The 16,712-nt window shown below is 68.7% G+C and carries 13 protein-coding genes; 8 read left to right on the forward strand and 5 right to left on the reverse strand.

Annotation, left to right across the window (positions count from 1 at the left end):
- The first annotated feature begins 1 nt into the window (after window position 1).
- Window positions 2–1,495 carry a complex I subunit 4 family protein gene (locus C882_RS20780; protein WP_009542658.1) on the forward strand — a complete coding sequence of 498 codons (1,494 nt, stop codon included), beginning with the start codon at window positions 2–4 and terminating at the stop codon, window positions 1,493–1,495.
- A 1-nt stretch (window position 1,496) separates the two neighbouring features.
- The gene (locus tag C882_RS20785; protein WP_009542659.1) at window positions 1,497–2,909 is read left to right on the forward strand and encodes an NADH-quinone oxidoreductase subunit N; all 1,413 of its coding nucleotides are present in this window, start codon (window positions 1,497–1,499) and stop codon (window positions 2,907–2,909) included.
- A 9-nt stretch (window positions 2,910–2,918) separates the two neighbouring features.
- Here the strand turns inward: C882_RS20785 and C882_RS20790 are convergent, their stop codons facing one another.
- From C882_RS20790 to C882_RS20810, 5 genes are all read right to left on the reverse strand, one after another.
- Window positions 2,919–4,241 (reverse strand): globin-coupled sensor protein, encoded by a 1,323-nt coding sequence (locus tag C882_RS20790; RefSeq protein ID WP_009542660.1) that lies wholly within the window; start codon window positions 4,239–4,241, stop codon window positions 2,919–2,921.
- Window positions 4,242–4,585: 344 nt separating this feature from the next.
- Complete coding sequence (locus C882_RS23620; protein WP_009542661.1) at window positions 4,586–5,191, reverse strand: hemerythrin domain-containing protein; 606 nt, start codon at window positions 5,189–5,191, stop codon at window positions 4,586–4,588.
- Window positions 5,188–6,063 (reverse strand): DUF2231 domain-containing protein, encoded by an 876-nt coding sequence (locus C882_RS20800; protein ID WP_009542662.1) that lies wholly within the window; start codon window positions 6,061–6,063, stop codon window positions 5,188–5,190. The genes C882_RS23620 and C882_RS20800 overlap by 4 nt, the downstream gene beginning before the upstream one ends.
- A gap of 136 nt (window positions 6,064–6,199) precedes the next feature.
- A complete protein-coding gene (locus C882_RS20805; RefSeq protein ID WP_009542663.1) occupies window positions 6,200–7,858 on the reverse strand; it encodes an AMP-binding protein in 1,659 nt (552 codons plus the stop codon).
- Window positions 7,859–7,963: 105 nt separating this feature from the next.
- Window positions 7,964–8,638: an IclR family transcriptional regulator gene (locus tag C882_RS20810; RefSeq protein WP_009542664.1), complete on the reverse strand. Its 675-nt coding sequence runs from the start codon at window positions 8,636–8,638 to the stop codon at window positions 7,964–7,966.
- A gap of 219 nt (window positions 8,639–8,857) precedes the next feature.
- Here C882_RS20810 and C882_RS20815 point away from each other — a divergent pair, with 219 nt between their 5' ends.
- The 6 genes from C882_RS20815 (at window position 8,858) to C882_RS20840 (ending at window position 16,712) form a co-directional block, all read left to right on the forward strand.
- On the forward strand, window positions 8,858–11,200 hold the full coding sequence (locus tag C882_RS20815; protein WP_052000245.1) for a cytochrome P450/oxidoreductase: 2,343 nt from the start codon (window positions 8,858–8,860) through the stop codon (window positions 11,198–11,200).
- Between the two features lie 126 nt (window positions 11,201–11,326).
- Window positions 11,327–12,334, forward strand: coding sequence for a TRAP transporter substrate-binding protein (locus C882_RS20820; protein WP_043646953.1), 1,008 nt, complete (start codon window positions 11,327–11,329; stop codon window positions 12,332–12,334).
- Window positions 12,335–12,409: 75 nt separating this feature from the next.
- Window positions 12,410–12,895 (forward strand): TRAP transporter small permease, encoded by a 486-nt coding sequence (locus C882_RS20825; RefSeq protein WP_152415446.1) that lies wholly within the window; start codon window positions 12,410–12,412, stop codon window positions 12,893–12,895.
- On the forward strand, window positions 12,892–14,193 hold the full coding sequence (locus tag C882_RS20830) for a TRAP transporter large permease (RefSeq protein WP_009542669.1): 1,302 nt from the start codon (window positions 12,892–12,894) through the stop codon (window positions 14,191–14,193). Before C882_RS20825 ends, C882_RS20830 begins: the two co-directional genes overlap by 4 nt.
- Window positions 14,194–14,347: 154 nt before the next feature.
- Window positions 14,348–15,673 (forward strand): homogentisate 1,2-dioxygenase, encoded by a 1,326-nt coding sequence (gene hmgA / locus C882_RS20835; protein ID WP_009542670.1) that lies wholly within the window; start codon window positions 14,348–14,350, stop codon window positions 15,671–15,673.
- Window positions 15,674–15,695: 22 nt separating this feature from the next.
- Window positions 15,696–16,712, forward strand: a complete 1,017-nt coding sequence (locus tag C882_RS20840) for a fumarylacetoacetate hydrolase family protein (protein WP_009542671.1) — start codon at window positions 15,696–15,698, stop codon at window positions 16,710–16,712.

Here is a 16,712-nt window from a genome sequence, read left to right on the forward strand (position 1 = left end):
CATGCTGACACTCGCCATCCTCAGCCCCCTGCTGGGCGCCCTGATCCTCGCCTTCGCCACCGGCCTGCACGAGCGCGGCGCGCGGATGCTCGCCGTCGCCGTCAGTGCCGTGCCGCTGGTGCTGCTGGTGGCGGTGTGGATCGGCTTCGACGCCGGCCCCGGCGCACCGCAGTTCCAGGCCGTGGCGGAGGTGCCATGGGTGCCGTCGCTGGACGTGGCGTGGCGCGTCGGCGTCGACGGCATGTCGCTGGCGCTCGCACTGATGAGCGCGCTTCTGTTCCTCGGCTCCATCGCCTGGCCGGCGGAAACGCGGGGGCGGCCGCGCGCCTACTATGCCTGGTTCCTGTTCCTGGAAGGGGTGTCGCTGGGCCTGTTCCTGGTGCTGGACCTTTTGCTGTTCTACGTGTTCTTCGACCTGTCGCTGGTCGGCATGTACTTCCTGATCGGCCGCTGGGGCCATGGCGAGGCCGAACGCGCGGCGCTGAAGTTCTTCATCTACACGCTGGCCGGCTCGCTGGCCTTCCTGCTGGCGATCCTGGGCCTCGTGCTGGCCTCGCCCCAGGGCCTGACCTTCGACATGCGCGTGCTGATCGACATGCAGCCGCTGACCGGCACCGGCCTCTACGCAAGCCTCGTCCTGCTGGGCTTCCTGGTCGGGTTCGCCATCAAGACGCCGCTGTTCCCCTTCCACACCTGGCTGCCGTCCGCCCACGTGGACGCGCCGGGGCCGGCCTCGGCCATCCTGGCGGGCGTGCTGCTGAAGATGGGCACCTACGGCATGGTGCGCATTCCCTTCAGCATGATGACCGAAACCTTCGCGGCCTACGCCCTGCCGCTGGGGATCGTGGCCGTCATCTCCATCCTGTGGGGGGCGATCGTGGCCTTCGGGCAGGGCAACCTGAAGCGGCGGATCGCCTATACCTCGGTCAATCACATGGGCTACACGGTGCTGGGCATCGCCGCCGCCGGCGCCCTGGTGAGCGGCGAGGCGGCGGCGCGGGAACTGGCCCTGACGGGTGCCGTGGTGGAGATGATCGCCCACGGCCTGATCACCGGGGCCCTGTTCCTCATCGCCGGCGCCTTCTGGCAGCGGGGCGAGACATACGACCTGGACGCCTACGGCGGCCTGGCCGCCACCGCGCCGCGCCTGACCGGCGCCACCGTGCTGGCGGCCTTTGCGAGCCTGGGGCTGCCGGGGCTGGCGGGGTTCGTGGCGGAGTTCCAGATCTTCGCCGGCACCTTTGCCATCTACCCGTGGCTGGCGGGGATCGGCCTGATCGGCATCCTGATTACCGCCGCCCTGTTCCTGACCATGCTCCAGCAGCTGTTCTTCGGCCCGCTGCCACCCCGCTGGTCCAAGCTGCCCGACCTGGGCCGGACGGAAGGCGCGGTGCTGGCCGTGCTGCTGGTTCTGGTGGTGGTGATCGGCGTCTATCCGGCGTGGCTGCTGACGGTGATCGACAGCGCTTCCGCCGTGATCGTGGGAGCGGGCTGACATGCCGGTCGGCGACATCCTGCCGGAGATCGTGCTGATCCTGACGGCCGTCGCCGTGCTGCTGACGGCGAGCTTCACGCCGCACCGCCTGCAATGGATCGGCGCGGTGCTCGCGCTGGCCGGGCTGGCGGTCGCCGGCGCGCTGACGGCGGGGCAGATCGGCGCCCACCGCCTGACCTTCTCCGGCACCTGGGCACTGGACGGCGCGAGCATCTATGCGCGGCTCATGATCCTGGCGGCGACGGCGTTCTGCGTGGTGCTGACCCCGCGCTGGCTGGCAACGGACAAGCGCCACGGCGAGTACTACGCCATCCTGCTGTTCTCCGCCCTGGGTGCCCTGGTGCTGGCGGCGGCGGCGGACCTGCTGGAACTCGTGATGGGTGTGCTGCTGTCGTCGGTGACCGGCTACACGCTGGCCGCCTGGCACCGCGATTGGGGGCTGTCCGTCGAGGCAGGAATGAAATACTTCCTGGTCGGCGCGCTGGCCAACGTCATCCTGCTCATCGGCGTGGCGCTGATGACGGGGATGCTGGGCGGCTTCGGCTTCGCGGACCTGGCGCCCGCCCTGGCCGCGCCGGGGGCTGCCTCGCCGCTTCTGCTTCTGGGCGTGGCGCTGGTGGTGATCGGCCTGTCCTTCAAGCTGGGCGCCGTGCCCGCCCACGCCTGGATGCCCGACGTGGCGGAAGGCGCGCCCGCCCCGGCGGCGGCCTTCCTGACCGTCGTGCCCAAGATCGGCGCCGCCATCGCCCTGGCCCGTCTGGTGAGCCTGGTCCCGCCCGACGCCCTGGCGATCCGCCCGGTGGTGGCGGTGCTGTCGGTCGCGACCATGACGCTCGGCAACCTCGCCGCACTCTGGCAGGACGATGTGCGCCGGCTGATCGGCTGGTCGTCCGTCTCCCAAAGCGGATATGCGCTGATGGCCGTGGTGGTGGTGTCTTTCAGCGGCGACGCCCTGTCCGCCCTGCTGGCCTTCCTGACGGCCTACGCGGTGGGCAACCTGGCGGCGTTCGCGGTGGTGACGCATCTGCGCGGCCGCACCGACCGCGCCGACTACGCCGGCCTCGCCCGCACCCGGCCGCTGGCGGCGGCGGTGCTGATCCTGGCCTTCCTCAGCCTTGTCGGCATCCCGCCGCTGGTCGGGTTCTTCGGCAAGCTGGTGCTGTTCGTTGCGACCATCGACGGCGGATACGCTTGGCTGGCGGCCGTGGCGGTGGCGAACACGGTGGCGTCGCTGTTCTATTACCTGCGCGTGGTCGGCCCGATGGTCTTTGAAGGCGACGACGCCCGCCGCCCAGCCGTGCTCGGCCGGTGGACGGCGGGTGCCGTGCTGGCGGGCGGCGTGCTCACCATCGCCCTGGGGCTGGCGGCGGAGCCGGGCCTCGCCGCTTTCGGCGCGGCCCGGCTGCTGCCGTAGGACGTCGGATCAGGCCACCCTGCGGATGCCGGTGACAAAGGTTTCGACGCTCGTGGTCATGGTATCCGCGTGCTCGGTGAGCGTGCCGCCGGCGGCGTTGACCTGGGCCACCGCGCCCTCCGCGCCCAGGGCCGCCACGTCCACGGCCTCGACCACATGATGGACGCTGCGGGCGTAGCGGGCGGCTTCCGCCGCGTTGCGCGAAATTTCGTCCGTCGCCGCGCACTGCTCCACCACGGCACTTGCGATGGCGGCCGAGATGGCGTTGAGCGTCCCGATGATGCCGGAGATGTCATCCATGGCCGCCGCCGATTCGGTGACCGCCGTCCGCACGCTTTCGATCAGGCCGCCGATCTCGCCAGTGGCCTTGGACGTCTGGTTCGCCAGCCCCTTGACCTCGTTGGCGACCACGGCGAAGCCCTTGCCCGCGTCACCGGCGCGCGCGGCCTCTATGGTGGCATTGAGCGCCAGAAGGTTGGTCTGGCTGGCGATCTTGTCGATCAGGCCCACGATCATGCCGATATCGTTGGCCGCCGTCTGAAGACGGTCGACAACCTTAGAGGCGTCCTTGATGCGCTTGTCGGCCGTGTCGGCGCGGGTGGAGATGTCGTGGACCTGCCGCTCGATCTCGCGGATGGAGGCGGACAGTTCCTCGGACGCGGCCGAGACCGCCTGGACGTTCTCATTCGCCTGCTCGGCAGCATCGCGGGCGCGGCCGGCCTCCTGCCGCACCGTTTCCGTGGTCGAGCGCATGTGCGTCGCCGCCGCCCCCAGTTGGGTGGACGCGGCCCCCAGGTTGGTGACGATGGTTTCCACGTCGCCCTGGAAGGACCTGGCCTCCTCCTCCACCGCCTTCTGCGTCCGCGTGCGCACAAGTCCGAAATAGACATTGAGGCTCATGGTCAGGTCCAGGAAGATCGCCGCGTGCACACCCTGCAGCACCGCCGCCGCGACATCCGGCTTGCGCCTGAATTCCGCCGTGACATGGCGGGTCAGCGCATCCAGGAAGAAGGCATAGCCCGCGAAATAGGTGTTCGGCGAAATGTCGTGCCGCGCATGGGCGGCGCCGATGCGCCGGCAGTTTTCCTCGTACGCCTCGTCCCAGCGGCCGGCGAAGACGAACTCCATCCAGTGCCGCTTCTGCGCCGTCTTGACGTGATCCAGCGCGGCGTGCTGCGCGAACGGCTCCCGCAGTCCCGGCGTGACTGTCACAAATTTGTAAAAGTCATCAATGATGGCATCGATGTACCGCTCCAGTATGGGGCGCGCCTTTTTCAGCGCGGCGATCGTCTGCGCGTCAATCCTCAGCGCCGTCAGCATCGTGTTCTGCATGATGGGCCTCCCATTCCACGAGCCGGATTGGCTCCCTGCCCACCACAATTTCTAGGGCGGTTTTGACCCGGGGCGAAAGTATTGTATTGCGCCCACACAATGTCGCCAACGGCAGGTATATTCGGCCCAAAAGCCCTTTTCTCAGTAAGAGATTTCGCGAAAAGCAGGCCATCAGCACGACCTTTCGCCCGAGCAGCCGGATCACCTTTTCGGGATTGGCACCATGGTGGCGGCCCGCGGCGTATACCTTTTTCCTTGTGGTGGCAGGAAACAGGCGGTCGGACGACCCGCACCGGCCGGCGGCGAGAATCAAGTGCCGGCACCCCGGTACCGGCACCTGCGGCCTAGCCCCGAGGATGCACCGCCCGACCGAGTCGCCCCCGCCCGCGCTCCAAAGCCACCTGCCGGCCCAGGCGGATGAGGCGCTGGGTGCGGGCGCGGCGCAGTTCCTCAAGCCGATCCGCCAACTCGCGGCCCAGGCGAAGAAGTTCCGTCCGGCCCAGGGAGCGGGCGGCGGCGAACATCTCCCGTTCTTCCGTTCCCGCGTGGTGCTCCACGGCGTTGCGCAGGGCACGCAGGTGGGAATCGAACTCTGCCGATGCGGTGTCGAGCGTGAGCAGGATCGCCAACTGGTCGGCCAGCTGCCGGTGCTCGGCGCCGGCGGCTGGGACCATTCCGGTGACGCGGCGGACGGCCGGATAGAAAATCTCGTGCTCGATCTTCTCGTGCATGTCCATCTCGCCGGCCAGCTCGTCCAGCACCGCGAGCCGCGCCTCACCCTCCGGCGGGGTGGCGGCCGCCAGGTCGAACAGGGTGCGCATGACCTCGTGGTGCAGGGTGAGGACGTGGACGGCATCGCCGTCCTCTCCTGCCGGGGCCGTCGAGTGCAGCGCTTCGGCCGGGACGCGCTCGGGATCGCCGGGCGGAGCGGGGCGGCGGATGGCGATCATGCCGTCCTTCTCGCGCACCTCGAAGCGCGGCTGTCGGCCAGTGGCGGGGCCGTCCAGCGGGTCGCCGCTGTCCAGGCAGTAGCGCGAGCCGTGCCAGGGACAGACCAGCCCGCCGTCGAACACCCACCCCTGCGACAGGGGCCGCCGAAGTGGGAGCATCGGTCGGACAGGGCGGAGAGGCGGCCGTCATGCCGCACCAGCACCACGCCCACGCCGTCCACCTCCACCCGGCGGGGCGTGTTTTCCGGCAGAGCGGCCGAGGACAGAACGGGCGTGAAGCCCATCGGCGCCGGACTGCGGTCGGCGTGGTCGGTGCCCACCCGGCGGCGGTAGGCCAGATGGCCGCCGAGATAGCCGCCGCCGAAAACTGTAGCGAAGCCGAGCAGGCTCAAAGACCGTGCGGCCCGCCGCCGGCCGCGCCGACGCAGGCCCAGCGAGCCCAGAAACAGTCCCAGCGCCATGGCGTTGACGGCCGCGTGAACGATGCCGACGCGCCGGGCCTTGCCGTGGGTCTCCTGCCAGTCCACCAGCCCCGTCAGCACGGCCCCGCCAGCGCCCAGGCAGCCGAGGCCGAGCGTCATGACGGCGGCGGCGCGGGCGCGCGGGGCGGGCTGCTCCGAAGCCCCGTCCAGCAGGTCGAACAGTACCGAGGCCGTCCACGATCCCACCGGCACCGCCACCAGCATGGGATGCAGCGGATGGCCGTAGCGGGTGCCGTGCAGCAGGCTCCGAAGGTCCTTGCCGCGCCGGCCCATCAGGCGGAAGGCCAGCGACACCGCCACGCCCAGCGCGTGGCCCGGGGCGTCCAGGCTCCGGCGATGCTCGATCCACTCGGTGATCCGGTCGCCGATGCGCGCCCGCCGCTGTGCCATTCCGGTTGTTCCTTGCCGCCACTCGTCGCCGATGCCGGGAAGAACGGCCGAGCGTCCACGCGCGATGCCCCCTCCAAACGGCGAACGGCCCGCCGGAGGGGCGGGCCGTTCATGCGGTCGGGATCTTGGCCGAGGATCAAGCGGCGCTGTCCTGCTTGCGCAGCAGGAAGCGCTGGATCTTGCCGCTGGGGGTCTTGGGCAGCTCGTCCACGAAGACGATCTCGCGCGGGTAGGCGTGGGCGGCCAGGCGGGTCTTGACCAGCAGGCGCAGTTCCTCCGCCAGGTCGTCGGAGGCCTCGAAGCCCTTCTTCAACACCACGAAAGCCTTCACGATTTCCGTGCGCTCCGGGTCCGGCTTGCCGACAACGGCCGTCTCGGCGACGGAGGCGTGCTCGATCAGCGCGCTTTCCACGTCGAACGGCCCGATGCGGTAGCCCGACGAGGTGATGATGTCGTCCGACCGGCCGACGAAGCTGAAGCTGCCGTCGTCGTTCAGCTCCACCGTGTCGCCGGTCAGGTAGTAGTCGCCCTTGAAGGACTTGGTGTCCTGCTTCCAGTAGCCCTGGAACCAGAAGCCCGGCGACTTGGACCGCACGACCGCCATGATGCCCGGCGTGTGCGGCGGCAGTTCCTCCAGCGTCTCCTCGTCCACCACAGTGACGACGAAGCCCGGCAGCGGCAGGCCGGCGGCCCCCGGCTCCACATGGTGGGACAGGCCATGGTGGTTGCAGACCGCCATGCCCATTTCCGTCTGGCCGTAGTGGTCGAAGATGGGACAGCCCAGCGCGTCGTCGAACCAGCGGATGACTTCCGGGTTCAGCGGCTCGCCGGCCGAGGATACCACGCGCAGCTTGCCCTTCACGTCCGCCGCCGCCTCTTTCCCCGCGCCCATGAGCAGGCGGTAGGCGGTGGGCGCGCCGGCCAGGTTGGTGATGCCGTTGTCCAGGATCACCTTGTAGGTGCCGTCGACGGTGAACGGCCCGTCATAGAGCGTGGTGGCGTGGCCCATGAACAGCGGCCCCGTCACGGCGTAGTAGAGACCATAGGCCCAGCCCGGATCGGCAATGTTCCAGTAGCGGTCGTCGGGGCGCAGGTCGACGGAGAACCGCATGTACTCGTAGAACGCCACCATGGCCTTCAGCGGCACCGCAACGCCCTTGGGCAGGCCCGTGGTGCCCGAGGTGAACATCATGAGGAAGGCGTCCTCGCCGTCGCGCATGACGGGGGCAAAGTCCTCCGACGCCGTGTCCATTTCGGCGGCGAAGTCCAGGTCACCGTCCTTCGGCGCGCCGATGGTGGCGATGGCCGGGCAGTCCTTGACGTCGTCCAGCTTGGACCGGTTGGCGGCGTCGGTGACCACCAGCTTGGCTTCCGACGCGCCGCAGCGGTACTCAATGGCCTTGGGGCCGAAGGCGGTGAACAGCGGCTGGTAAACGGCCCCGGCGCGCCACGTGCCCAGGATCACGGTCAGCAGTTCCGGGATGCGCGGCAGCAGCCCGGCAACGCGGTCGCCCGGCTGCACGCCCTGGGCCTTCAGCACGTTGGCGAAGCGGGCGGCGCGGCGGGACAGCTCGGCGAAGGTGACGGTGGCCTGCTCGCCGTCCTTGTTCTCCCAGTACAGCGCGATGCGGGACGGGTCGTCAGCGTGGCGGTCGCAGCACTCGACGGCGGCATTCACGGCACCGTTCAGGTCGCCGGACAGAATGGTGCGCGCCAGCGCGTCGAAATCGAACTCCGCCACGTAATCCTCGTAGCGGGGCACCTGGCCGTTCAGAACGTCGAGTTGGGCCGACATGGGGTCCTCTTGATCCGTTTCCTTGGGGAGGGCGCTTCGGCGCGTCCTTTCTCGGCCCCTAGCTGACGAAAAATATGCAGCGGGGTCAACCCTGCATACAATTCTCTACCCCATGAGTGCAGCGATGCGCCCCGCACAATCGCGCACGGCGGCGGCGGCGGCGGCGGTGTCCAGGTCGTCCAGGGCGACGACGCCGACGCAGCCCTCGAAGCCCCCCGGCCGGCGCTCCACCGTCGTGATGGGACTCGCGACTCCGACCGCGCCGCGCTGGAGCTGCCCGCGCGTAATGCTGTAGCCGTCGCGGCGGGCCTGCTTCACCTCGTCGGGCTCGTCGGGGCTCTCCGGCCGCGCTGTCAGGATGGCGATGCCCGCCGCCCCGCGTATCAGCGGGTGCCGGCTGCCCACGCGATAGCCGACGCGCAGCACGCCCTCGTCCGGTTCCGCGACCATCAGCGCCACGCACTCGTCGCCCTGCGCCGCCGACAGGAAGGCGGTAGCCCGCGTCTCGCGGGCCAGCGTCGTGAGCAGGGGCCGCGCCACGGCGCGCAACTGGGGCTCGAAGTGCGAGGCCAGCACCATGAGCCCGCTGCCCAGGTGCACCTGCCCGTCCGCGCCGCGCGCCACCAGGGCGTGGGCCTCCAGCGTCGCGACGATGCGATAGGCGATGGCGCGATGGACCTGCAGCCGCTCCGCCAGTTCGGCGATGGACATGCCGCCGGCGGTGCGGGCGATGATCTCCAGGGCGTTGAGGCCCCGGTCCAGGGTCTGAAGCGTGCTCATTCCTGCCCTTCCAGCCATTTTCGCGCCTCTTCTTCGCAGGCGCGAAGTACAGAATTCCCATAATTAAAATACCGTCTTATCCGACTAAGTCGTAAAAAGTTTGGGGAAAGTATAAACCGCCTCACTCGCTTGACCTCGCCGGACCGTGATCGTATGTTCGTTCACAGCACAGGTTTGTGCAATAAAAGAAAACACAGGGAACGTAGCTGGGGACTTTCGATGACGGACCACCCCGCGACCAAGACTGACGACACCACCCGTGCGCCCGCCGGCTGCCCGGCGCACACCGCCATGCAAGGTCCCACCGGCTGCCCCGTCAGCCACAACGCCGCCGCCTTCGACCCCTTCGAGGGGCCATACCAGGTCGACCCGGCCGAGGCCCTGCGCTGGTCGCGGGAGGAGGAGCCGGTGTTCTGGAGCCCCAAGCTCGGGTACTGGGTCGTCACGCGCTATGACGACGTGAAGGAAATCTTCCGCGACAACCAGACCTTCTCGCCGTCCATTGCGCTGGAGAAGATCACCCCGCCGTCGGACGAGGCCGTGGAGACGCTCAAGCGCTACGACTACGGCATGAACCGCACGCTGGTGAACGAGGACGAGCCGGCGCACATGGAGCGCCGGCGGGCGCTGATGCACTCCTTCACGCTGGAGGAACTGGAGCACCACGCGCCCATGGTCCGCCGCCTGACGCGCGAGTACGTCGACCGCATCATCGACAAGGGCGAGGCCGACCTGGTCGACGAGATGCTGTGGGAAATCCCGCTGACGGTCGCCCTGCACTTCCTCGGCGTGCCCGAGGAAGACATGGACACCCTTCGCGAATACTCCATCGCGCACACGGTCAACACCTGGGGCCGGCCGTCGCCGGAAGAACAGGTCGCGGTGGCCGAAGCGGTCGGCAAGTTCTGGCAGTACGCCGGCAAGGTGCTGGAAAAGATGCGCCAGAACCCCGACGGTCACGGCTGGATGAAATACGCCATCCGCCGTCAGGCCGAGCTGCCGGACGTCGTCACCGACAGCTACCTTCACTCCATGATGATGGCGGGCATCGTCGCTGCGCACGAGACCACGGCGCACGCCACCGCCAACATGCTCCGCCTGCTGCTGGAAAACCGCGCGGTGTGGGAAGACATCTGCGAGAACCCCTCGCTGATCCCCAACGCGGTGGAGGAATGCCTGCGGTATTCGGGTTCCGTCGCCGCGTGGCGCCGCATCACGGTCAACGACACGCAGGTCGGGGAGCATTTCATTCCGGCAGGGTCGAAATTGCTGATCGTCAGTGCATCGGCCAACCACGACGGCCGGCACTTCGAGAACCCCGACGACCTGGACATCTACCGCGACAACGCCACCGACCACCTGACCTTCGGCTACGGCGCGCACCAGTGCATGGGCAAGAATCTGGCCCGCATGGAGATGCGCATTTTCCTGGAGGAGTTCACCCGCCGCCTGCCGCACATGGCGATCGTGCCGCAGGAGTTCACCTTCGTGCCCAACACCTCGTTCCGCGGCCCGGAACACCTGTGGGTGCGCTGGGACCCGGCGAGAAACCCCGAGCGCGCCGATCCGTCCATCCTGGAGCGCGTGCAGGACTTCGAGATCGGCGCGCCGTCCAAGCATGACGCCGCCCGCACGGTGCGCGTCTCGGAAGTCGTGCAGGAGGCCGACGACGTCATCCGCCTGACGCTGGAGGACCCGCGCGGCCGCCCGCTGCCCCGGTGGAGCCCCGGCGCCCACATCGACGTCATCGTCGGTGACTACACCCGCAAGTATTCCCTCTGCGGCGACCCCGACGACACCCACCGCCTGCAGGTCGCCATCCTGAAGGAGGCCGAGGGGCGCGGCGGCTCGCGGTTCATCCACGATACCGTCAAGCCGGGCATGACCATCCGCATGCGCGGGCCGAAGAACCACTTCCGCCTGGACGAAGGCGCGGACCGCTACGTGCTGATCGCCGGCGGCATCGGCATCACGCCCATCCTCGCCATGGCCGACCGGCTGAAGGCGCTGGGCAAGGACTACCAGCTGCACTACTCGGGCCGCTCACGCTCCACCATGGGACTGCTGGAACGGATCGAGCGGGACCACGGGCCGCGCCTGACCCTGCACCCCGGCGACGAGGGCAAGCGCCTGGACCTGCCGGCACTGATCGGCTCGTGCGGCGATGCGCAGGTCTATTCCTGCGGCCCGGAACGCCTGCTCTCGGCGCTGGAGGAGCTGACCGCCCATTGCCCCGACCGCCTGCACGTGGAGCACTTCACGGCGACGGAAACCACGCTCGACCCCACCAGGGAAATCGGCTTCGACGTGGACCTGACGGACACCGAGCTGACGGTGCACGTCGCGCCGGACGAGACGCTTCTCCACGCCCTGCGCGCGGTCGGCGTCGACGTCCCCAGCGATTGCGAGGAAGGGCTCTGCGGCACCTGCGAGGTCCCCGTGGTCGAGGGCGACGTCGATCACCGGGATAAGGTGCTGACCGGCGCGGAGCGCGCGGAGAACACACGCATGATGACCTGCTGCTCGCGGTCCAGGGGCGGCAAGCTGACGCTGCGCCTCTAGGCGGGGTGCGCGCCACCCCTTCCACCCCCACCTCATAAAGATGCCCGGCCGACCGCCGCCGGGCCCGCGTCCACGGTAAACGCCGCCGCAGAGCGGCACCAAGGGAGGACATTCACTGTGAAAAAGATGCTTGCCAGCGCGGCCATCGCCGCCGCCGCCGTCACGCTCAGCGCCGGCACCGCCAGCGCGGAAACCACGCTGAAGCTCAGCCATTACCTGCCGCCGGTGCACGGCATCCACACCGACTTCATCGTGCCCTGGACCGAGCAGGTGACCGAATGCACCAACGGCGAGGTCCAGTTCGAGATCTTCCCCGGCGGCACGCAGCTGGGCAACGTCGCCAAGCAGCAGGAACAGGTGCTGGCCGGCGTGGTGGACATCGCCCACGGCCTGCACGGCATCCCGCGCGGCCGCTTCCCCCGCACCTCGTTGATCGAGCTGCCGTTCCTGACGGAAGACGCCGGTGCGGCCAGTGAAACACTGTGGGAACTGTACCCGGAATACCTGGCGCCCGAGTACCGGGGCATGAAGGTGCTGGCCCTGCACGCCCACAACGGCGGCCTGATCCACACCGCCAACACCAAGGTGGAGACCATGGAGGACATGGAGGGCCTGCGCCTGCGCACGCCCAGCCCCGCCGTCTCCCAGATGCTGACCGCGCTGGGCGCCACGCCGCAAGGGCTGCCGCCGGGCGAGGTGTACGAGAACATCCAGAAGAACGTCATCGACGGCACCGTCTTCCCGTGGGACCCGGTGAAGAGCTTCGGCCTCAACGAGGTACTGAACTACCACCTGGAGGCCGGCGCCTACACGGTTCCGTTCTTCTTCGTCATGAACGAGCGCAAGTTCGACAGCCTGCCGGAAAACGCCCAGTCCTGCATCGACGAGGCGTCGGGCGAGGCGCTGGTCTCCAAGTTCGGCGGCTGGTGGGACAAGTGGGACGCGGCCGGCCGCCAGGAAGCGGTCGAGGCCGGGCACACCATCACCGAACTGACGGAAGAGGAACGCCAGCGCTGGCGCGAGGCCCTTCAGCCGGTCACGGAAAGCTACATCGCCGAGGTCGGCCAGCAGGTCGACAACGCGCAGGAAATCTACGACGCCATGCGCGAGACCCTGGCGAAGAAGGAACAGTAAGCCCGTGACTGACCGGGGCGCCGCCGCACCCTTCGGCGGCGCCCCGCCCCATCCTCTTCCGGCACCGGACTTCCCATGAGACGCTTGCTTGGCGCTCTGCGCATGTTGGTCACCGCCGCCGCCGTTCTCGGCGTGCTCGGCTACGCCGCCGCCGCGCTTCTGACCGTCGGCGACGTGATCGGCCGCCAGATCGGCACGCCCATCCCCGGCATGGTGGACCTGGTCCAGCTGTTCGTCCTGGGCGGCGCGTGGCTGGTGATCCCCTATGCCTTCATGACCGGCGCCCATGTGGGCGTCGACCTGGTGGTGGACATGCTGCCCGGGTCGGTGGAGCGCGGCGCCCGTGCCGTCGCCAGCCTGGCCGCCGTGGCGCTGCTGGGGCTGATGCTCATGGAATGCTACAAGGCCTTCCAGATGCAGATCCTGTTCGGCGACAAGTCCCAGCAGTTGGGCATTCCCATCCTCTATTACTGGGTGCCGCTGCTGATCGGCGTCGGCCTGTCCATCCTCGCCGCCCTGCTGACCCTGGTCCCCCGCCCGCGCACGGAGGCGGTGGAATGAGCGGTTCCCTGCTCGGATTCATCGGCTTCGGCGCGGCCCTCGGCCTGATCGCGCTGGGCTTCCCCGTGGCCGTTGCCATGGCGGTGGTGGGCGTCGCCGGCTTCTGGTGGCTGAACGGCTGGACCGGCGCGGCCTTCATCCTGGGGTCGTCGCCGTTCGAAGCCATCTTCCCCTATTCGCTCAGCGTCGTGCCCCTGTTCGTGATGATGGGCGTCTTCGCCGCCCGCGCCGGGCTGTCACGCTCGCTGTTCGAGATGGTCAACAGCTTCCTCGGCCACATCCGGGGTGGGCTGGCCGTCACCGCCGTCGGCGCCTGCGCCATTTTCGGCGCCATCTGCGGGTCGTCGCTGGCCACCGTCGCCACCATGGGCCGCGTGGCAATCCCCGAGATGAACCGGCACGGCTACCACGGCTCCTTGTCGTCGGCCTCCATCGCCGCCGGGGGGACGTTGGGGGTGCTGATCCCGCCGTCCATCCTGCTGGTGATCTACGGGATTCTGACCCAGACCTCCATCGGCCAGTTGTTCATCGGCGCCATCATTCCCGGCATCATCGGCGCGGTGCTCTATGGCCTGGCGATCATCTTCCGCGTGAAGTTCGCGCCGGACCTCGCCCCGCCGACGCCGCGCGCGACATGGCGGCAGCGCTTGACGTCGGTGCGGCGCATCTGGGGTGTCGCGCTTCTGTTCGCGCTGGTGATCGGCGGCATCTATGTCGGCTGGTTCTCGCCGACCGAGGCCGCCGCCGTGGGCGCGGTGGGTGCCTTCGTCCTGGCCGTCATCTCGCGCGAGCTGACGCGCAAATCCCTGTGGGACGCGGTGCGGGAGACCGCCGCGCTGACGGGCATGATCTTCTTCATCCTGATCGGCGCGTCGCTGTTCAACTACTTCCTGGAGACCACCGGACTGCCCGCCGCGCTGATCAACGGCATCGAGGCCAGCGGCCTGAGCCCGACGATGGTGCTGATCCTCATCATGCTGTTCTACGTGATCCTTGGCTGCTTCATGGATGCCATGTCCATGATCCTGCTGACCGTGCCGTTCCTGGCGCCGGTCGCCCTGTCGCTGGGGTTCGACATGGTGTGGTTCGGCATCCTGGTGGTCACGGTGGCCGAAATCGGCCTGATCACGCCGCCCATCGGCATGAACCTGTTCGTCGTGCAGGCGACGCAGCCCGGATTGACCCAGCGCATGGTGGTGCGCGGCATCCTGCCGTTCATCCTGGCCGACGTGGTGCGGCTGGTGATCCTGGCGTCGATCCCGGCGCTGGCGCTGTGGCTGCCGTCGCGGATGTTCTAGGCTGGGATCCGGTCCACCCGGACCGGATCCCAGCCATAGGGTCGCGACTGCGACCCCGCGCCGGTCAGGCGCGTGAGCCTGCGTGGCGCCTGAACGCAGCCCCGCCGCGGACGCGGCGGGGCGCACGTAAACCCTCGCTACGGAGGAAACAACCATGAGCGCGGATAACACCAGCGCCTATATGCCCGGCTTCGGCAACGACTTCGAGACCGAAGCCCTGCCCGGCACCCTGCCGCAGGGGCAGAACTCGCCGCAGCGCTGCCCCTACGGCCTGTACGCGGAGCAGCTCTCCGGCTCCCCCTTCACCGCGCCGAGGGCGACCAACGAACGGTCCTGGCTCTACCGCATCCGCCCGTCGGTGAAGCACTCCGGGCGCTACAAGGCCGTCGACCTGCCGCTGTGGAAAAGCGCGCCGGCGCCCTTCGACTCGGAACTTCCCATCGGCCAGACCCGGTGGGACCCGGTACCCTATCCCGCCGAAGCGGTGGATTTCATCGCCGGCATGCGCACCATGACGACGGCCGGTGACGTGCACGGGCAGGCGGGCATGGCGTCGCACACCTACGTCGCCACCCTCGACATGCAGGACGCATATTTCTTCAATGCCGACGGAGAGCTGCTGGTGGTGCCGCAGGAAGGCCGCCTGCGGGTGTTCACGGAACTTGGCATCCTGGACGTGGCACCGCTGGAAATCTGCGTCATCCCGCGCGGCATGGTCTTCCGCGTGGAGCTTCCCGACGGCCGGGCGCGGGGCTACGTCTGCGAGAACTATGGCGCCACCTTCACGCTGCCCGACCGGGGCCCCATCGGCGCCAACTGCCTCGCCAACCCGCGCGACTTCAAGACGCCGACGGCCGCCTTCGAGGACAAGGAGAAGCCCTCTACCGTCACCGTGAAATGGTGCGGCCGGTTCTATGTGACGGAGATCGGGCATTCGCCCCTGGACGTGGTGGCCTGGCACGGCAACTACGTGCCGTACAAGTACGACCTGCGGACGTTCTCCCCGGTCGGGGCGATCCTGTTCGACCACCCCGACCCGTCCATCTTCACCGTGCTGACGGCGCCCAGCGGCGAGCCGGGCACCGCCAACGTGGATTTCGTCATCTTCCCACCGCGCTGGATGGTGGCGGAGAACACCTTCCGCCCGCCCTGGTACCACCGCAACATCATGTCGGAGTTCATGGGCCTCATCACCGGCCAGTACGACGCCAAGGAGCAGGGCTTCATCCCCGGCGGCATGAGCCTGCACAACATGATGCTGCCCCACGGCCCGGACGCCGACGGCTTCGAGAAGGCATCGCGCGCCGAGCTAGGTCCGCAGAAGCTGGACGCCACCATGGCCTTCATGTTCGAGACCCGCCTGCCCCAGCACCTGACCGACTTCGCCGGATCGCTGGAAACCCGGCAGGAGGACTACATCGACTGCTGGGCCGGCCTGAAGAAGCGCTTCAACGGCACGCCGGAAGGCGACTGGGACTGACCCCAAGACCAACGGAGACACCATGAAACTCGCCAGCCTCAAGCACGGCCGCGACGGTCGGCTCGTCGTCGTTTCGCGCGACCTGAAAACCTGCGTCGCCGTGCCCGACATCGCGCCCACCATGCAGGCCGCATTGGACGACTGGGACACGCTCGCGCCCCGTCTTCAGCAGGCGTCCGACGACCTGAACGCCGGCACCGCCACCGGCGCGGAGGCCTTCGACGAAGCCGCCTGCGGAAGCCCGCTGCCACGCGCCTACCAGTGGGCCGACGGCTCGGCCTACGTCAACCATGTGGAACTGGTGCGCAAGGCGCGCGGGGCGGAAATGCCGGAAAGCTTCTGGGAAGACCCGCTCATGTACCAGGGCGGCAGCGACGCCTTCCTCGGCCCGCGCGAGGATATCGCCATGGCCGATGAAGCCTGGGGCATCGACTTTGAGGGCGAGGTGGCCGTGGTCACGGGCGACGTCCCCATGGGTGCCACGCCCGAACAGGCGGCCGGCGCCATCCGGCTGGTGATGCTGGTCAACGATGTGTCCTTGCGCGGGCTCATTCCGGGAGAACTGGCGAAGGGTTTCGGCTTCTTCCAGTCCAAGCCGTCCAGCGCCTTCTCTCCGGTCGCTGTGACGCCGGATGAGCTGGGGGAGGCGTGGCGCGATGGCAAGGTGCACCGGCCGCTGGTCTCCCACCTGAACGGCGAGCCCTTCGGCAAGCCCGACGCCGGTACCGACATGACCTTCAACTTCCTCCGCCTCGTCGTCCACGCCGCCAAGACGCGGCCGCTGGGGGCCGGGGCCATCATCGGCTCGGGCACCGTCTCCAACAAGCAGGGGACCGAGCACGGGACGAGCATTGCCGAGGGCGGCGTCGGCTATTCCTGCATCGCGGAAGTGCGCATGATCGAGACCATCCGCGACGGCAAGCCGAGCACCAATTTCATGCGCTTCGGCGACCGCATCCGCATCGAGATGCTGGACGACGCCGGCGGCTCCATCTTCGGCGCCATCGACCAGCAGGTCGTGAAGTACGAGGGAGCCTGA

Origin of the sequence: Caenispirillum salinarum AK4 (assembly GCF_000315795.1) — a bacterium.
GTDB lineage: Bacteria > Pseudomonadota > Alphaproteobacteria > Rhodospirillales > Rhodospirillaceae > Caenispirillum > Caenispirillum salinarum.

What these genes read in the sequence shown, in the direction of transcription:
- C882_RS20780 (WP_009542658.1), top strand. Translation starts at nt 2, where the DNA reads ATGCTGACACTCGCCATCCTCAGCCCCCTGCTGGGCGCCCTGATCCTC.
- C882_RS20785 (WP_009542659.1), top strand. Translation starts at nt 1,497, where the DNA reads ATGCCGGTCGGCGACATCCTGCCGGAGATCGTGCTGATCCTGACGGCC.
- C882_RS20790 (WP_009542660.1), bottom strand. Translation starts at nt 4,241, where the DNA reads ATGCAGAACACGATGCTGACGGCGCTGAGGATTGACGCGCAGACGATC.
- C882_RS23620 (WP_009542661.1), bottom strand. Translation starts at nt 5,191, where the DNA reads ATGATCGCCATCCGCCGCCCCGCTCCGCCCGGCGATCCCGAGCGCGTC.
- C882_RS20800 (WP_009542662.1), bottom strand. Translation starts at nt 6,063, where the DNA reads ATGGCACAGCGGCGGGCGCGCATCGGCGACCGGATCACCGAGTGGATC.
- C882_RS20805 (WP_009542663.1), bottom strand. Translation starts at nt 7,858, where the DNA reads ATGTCGGCCCAACTCGACGTTCTGAACGGCCAGGTGCCCCGCTACGAG.
- C882_RS20810 (WP_009542664.1), bottom strand. Translation starts at nt 8,638, where the DNA reads ATGAGCACGCTTCAGACCCTGGACCGGGGCCTCAACGCCCTGGAGATC.
- C882_RS20815 (WP_052000245.1), top strand. Translation starts at nt 8,858, where the DNA reads ATGACGGACCACCCCGCGACCAAGACTGACGACACCACCCGTGCGCCC.
- C882_RS20820 (WP_043646953.1), top strand. Translation starts at nt 11,327, where the DNA reads ATGCTTGCCAGCGCGGCCATCGCCGCCGCCGCCGTCACGCTCAGCGCC.
- C882_RS20825 (WP_152415446.1), top strand. Translation starts at nt 12,410, where the DNA reads ATGAGACGCTTGCTTGGCGCTCTGCGCATGTTGGTCACCGCCGCCGCC.
- C882_RS20830 (WP_009542669.1), top strand. Translation starts at nt 12,892, where the DNA reads ATGAGCGGTTCCCTGCTCGGATTCATCGGCTTCGGCGCGGCCCTCGGC.
- hmgA (WP_009542670.1), top strand. Translation starts at nt 14,348, where the DNA reads ATGAGCGCGGATAACACCAGCGCCTATATGCCCGGCTTCGGCAACGAC.
- C882_RS20840 (WP_009542671.1), top strand. Translation starts at nt 15,696, where the DNA reads ATGAAACTCGCCAGCCTCAAGCACGGCCGCGACGGTCGGCTCGTCGTC.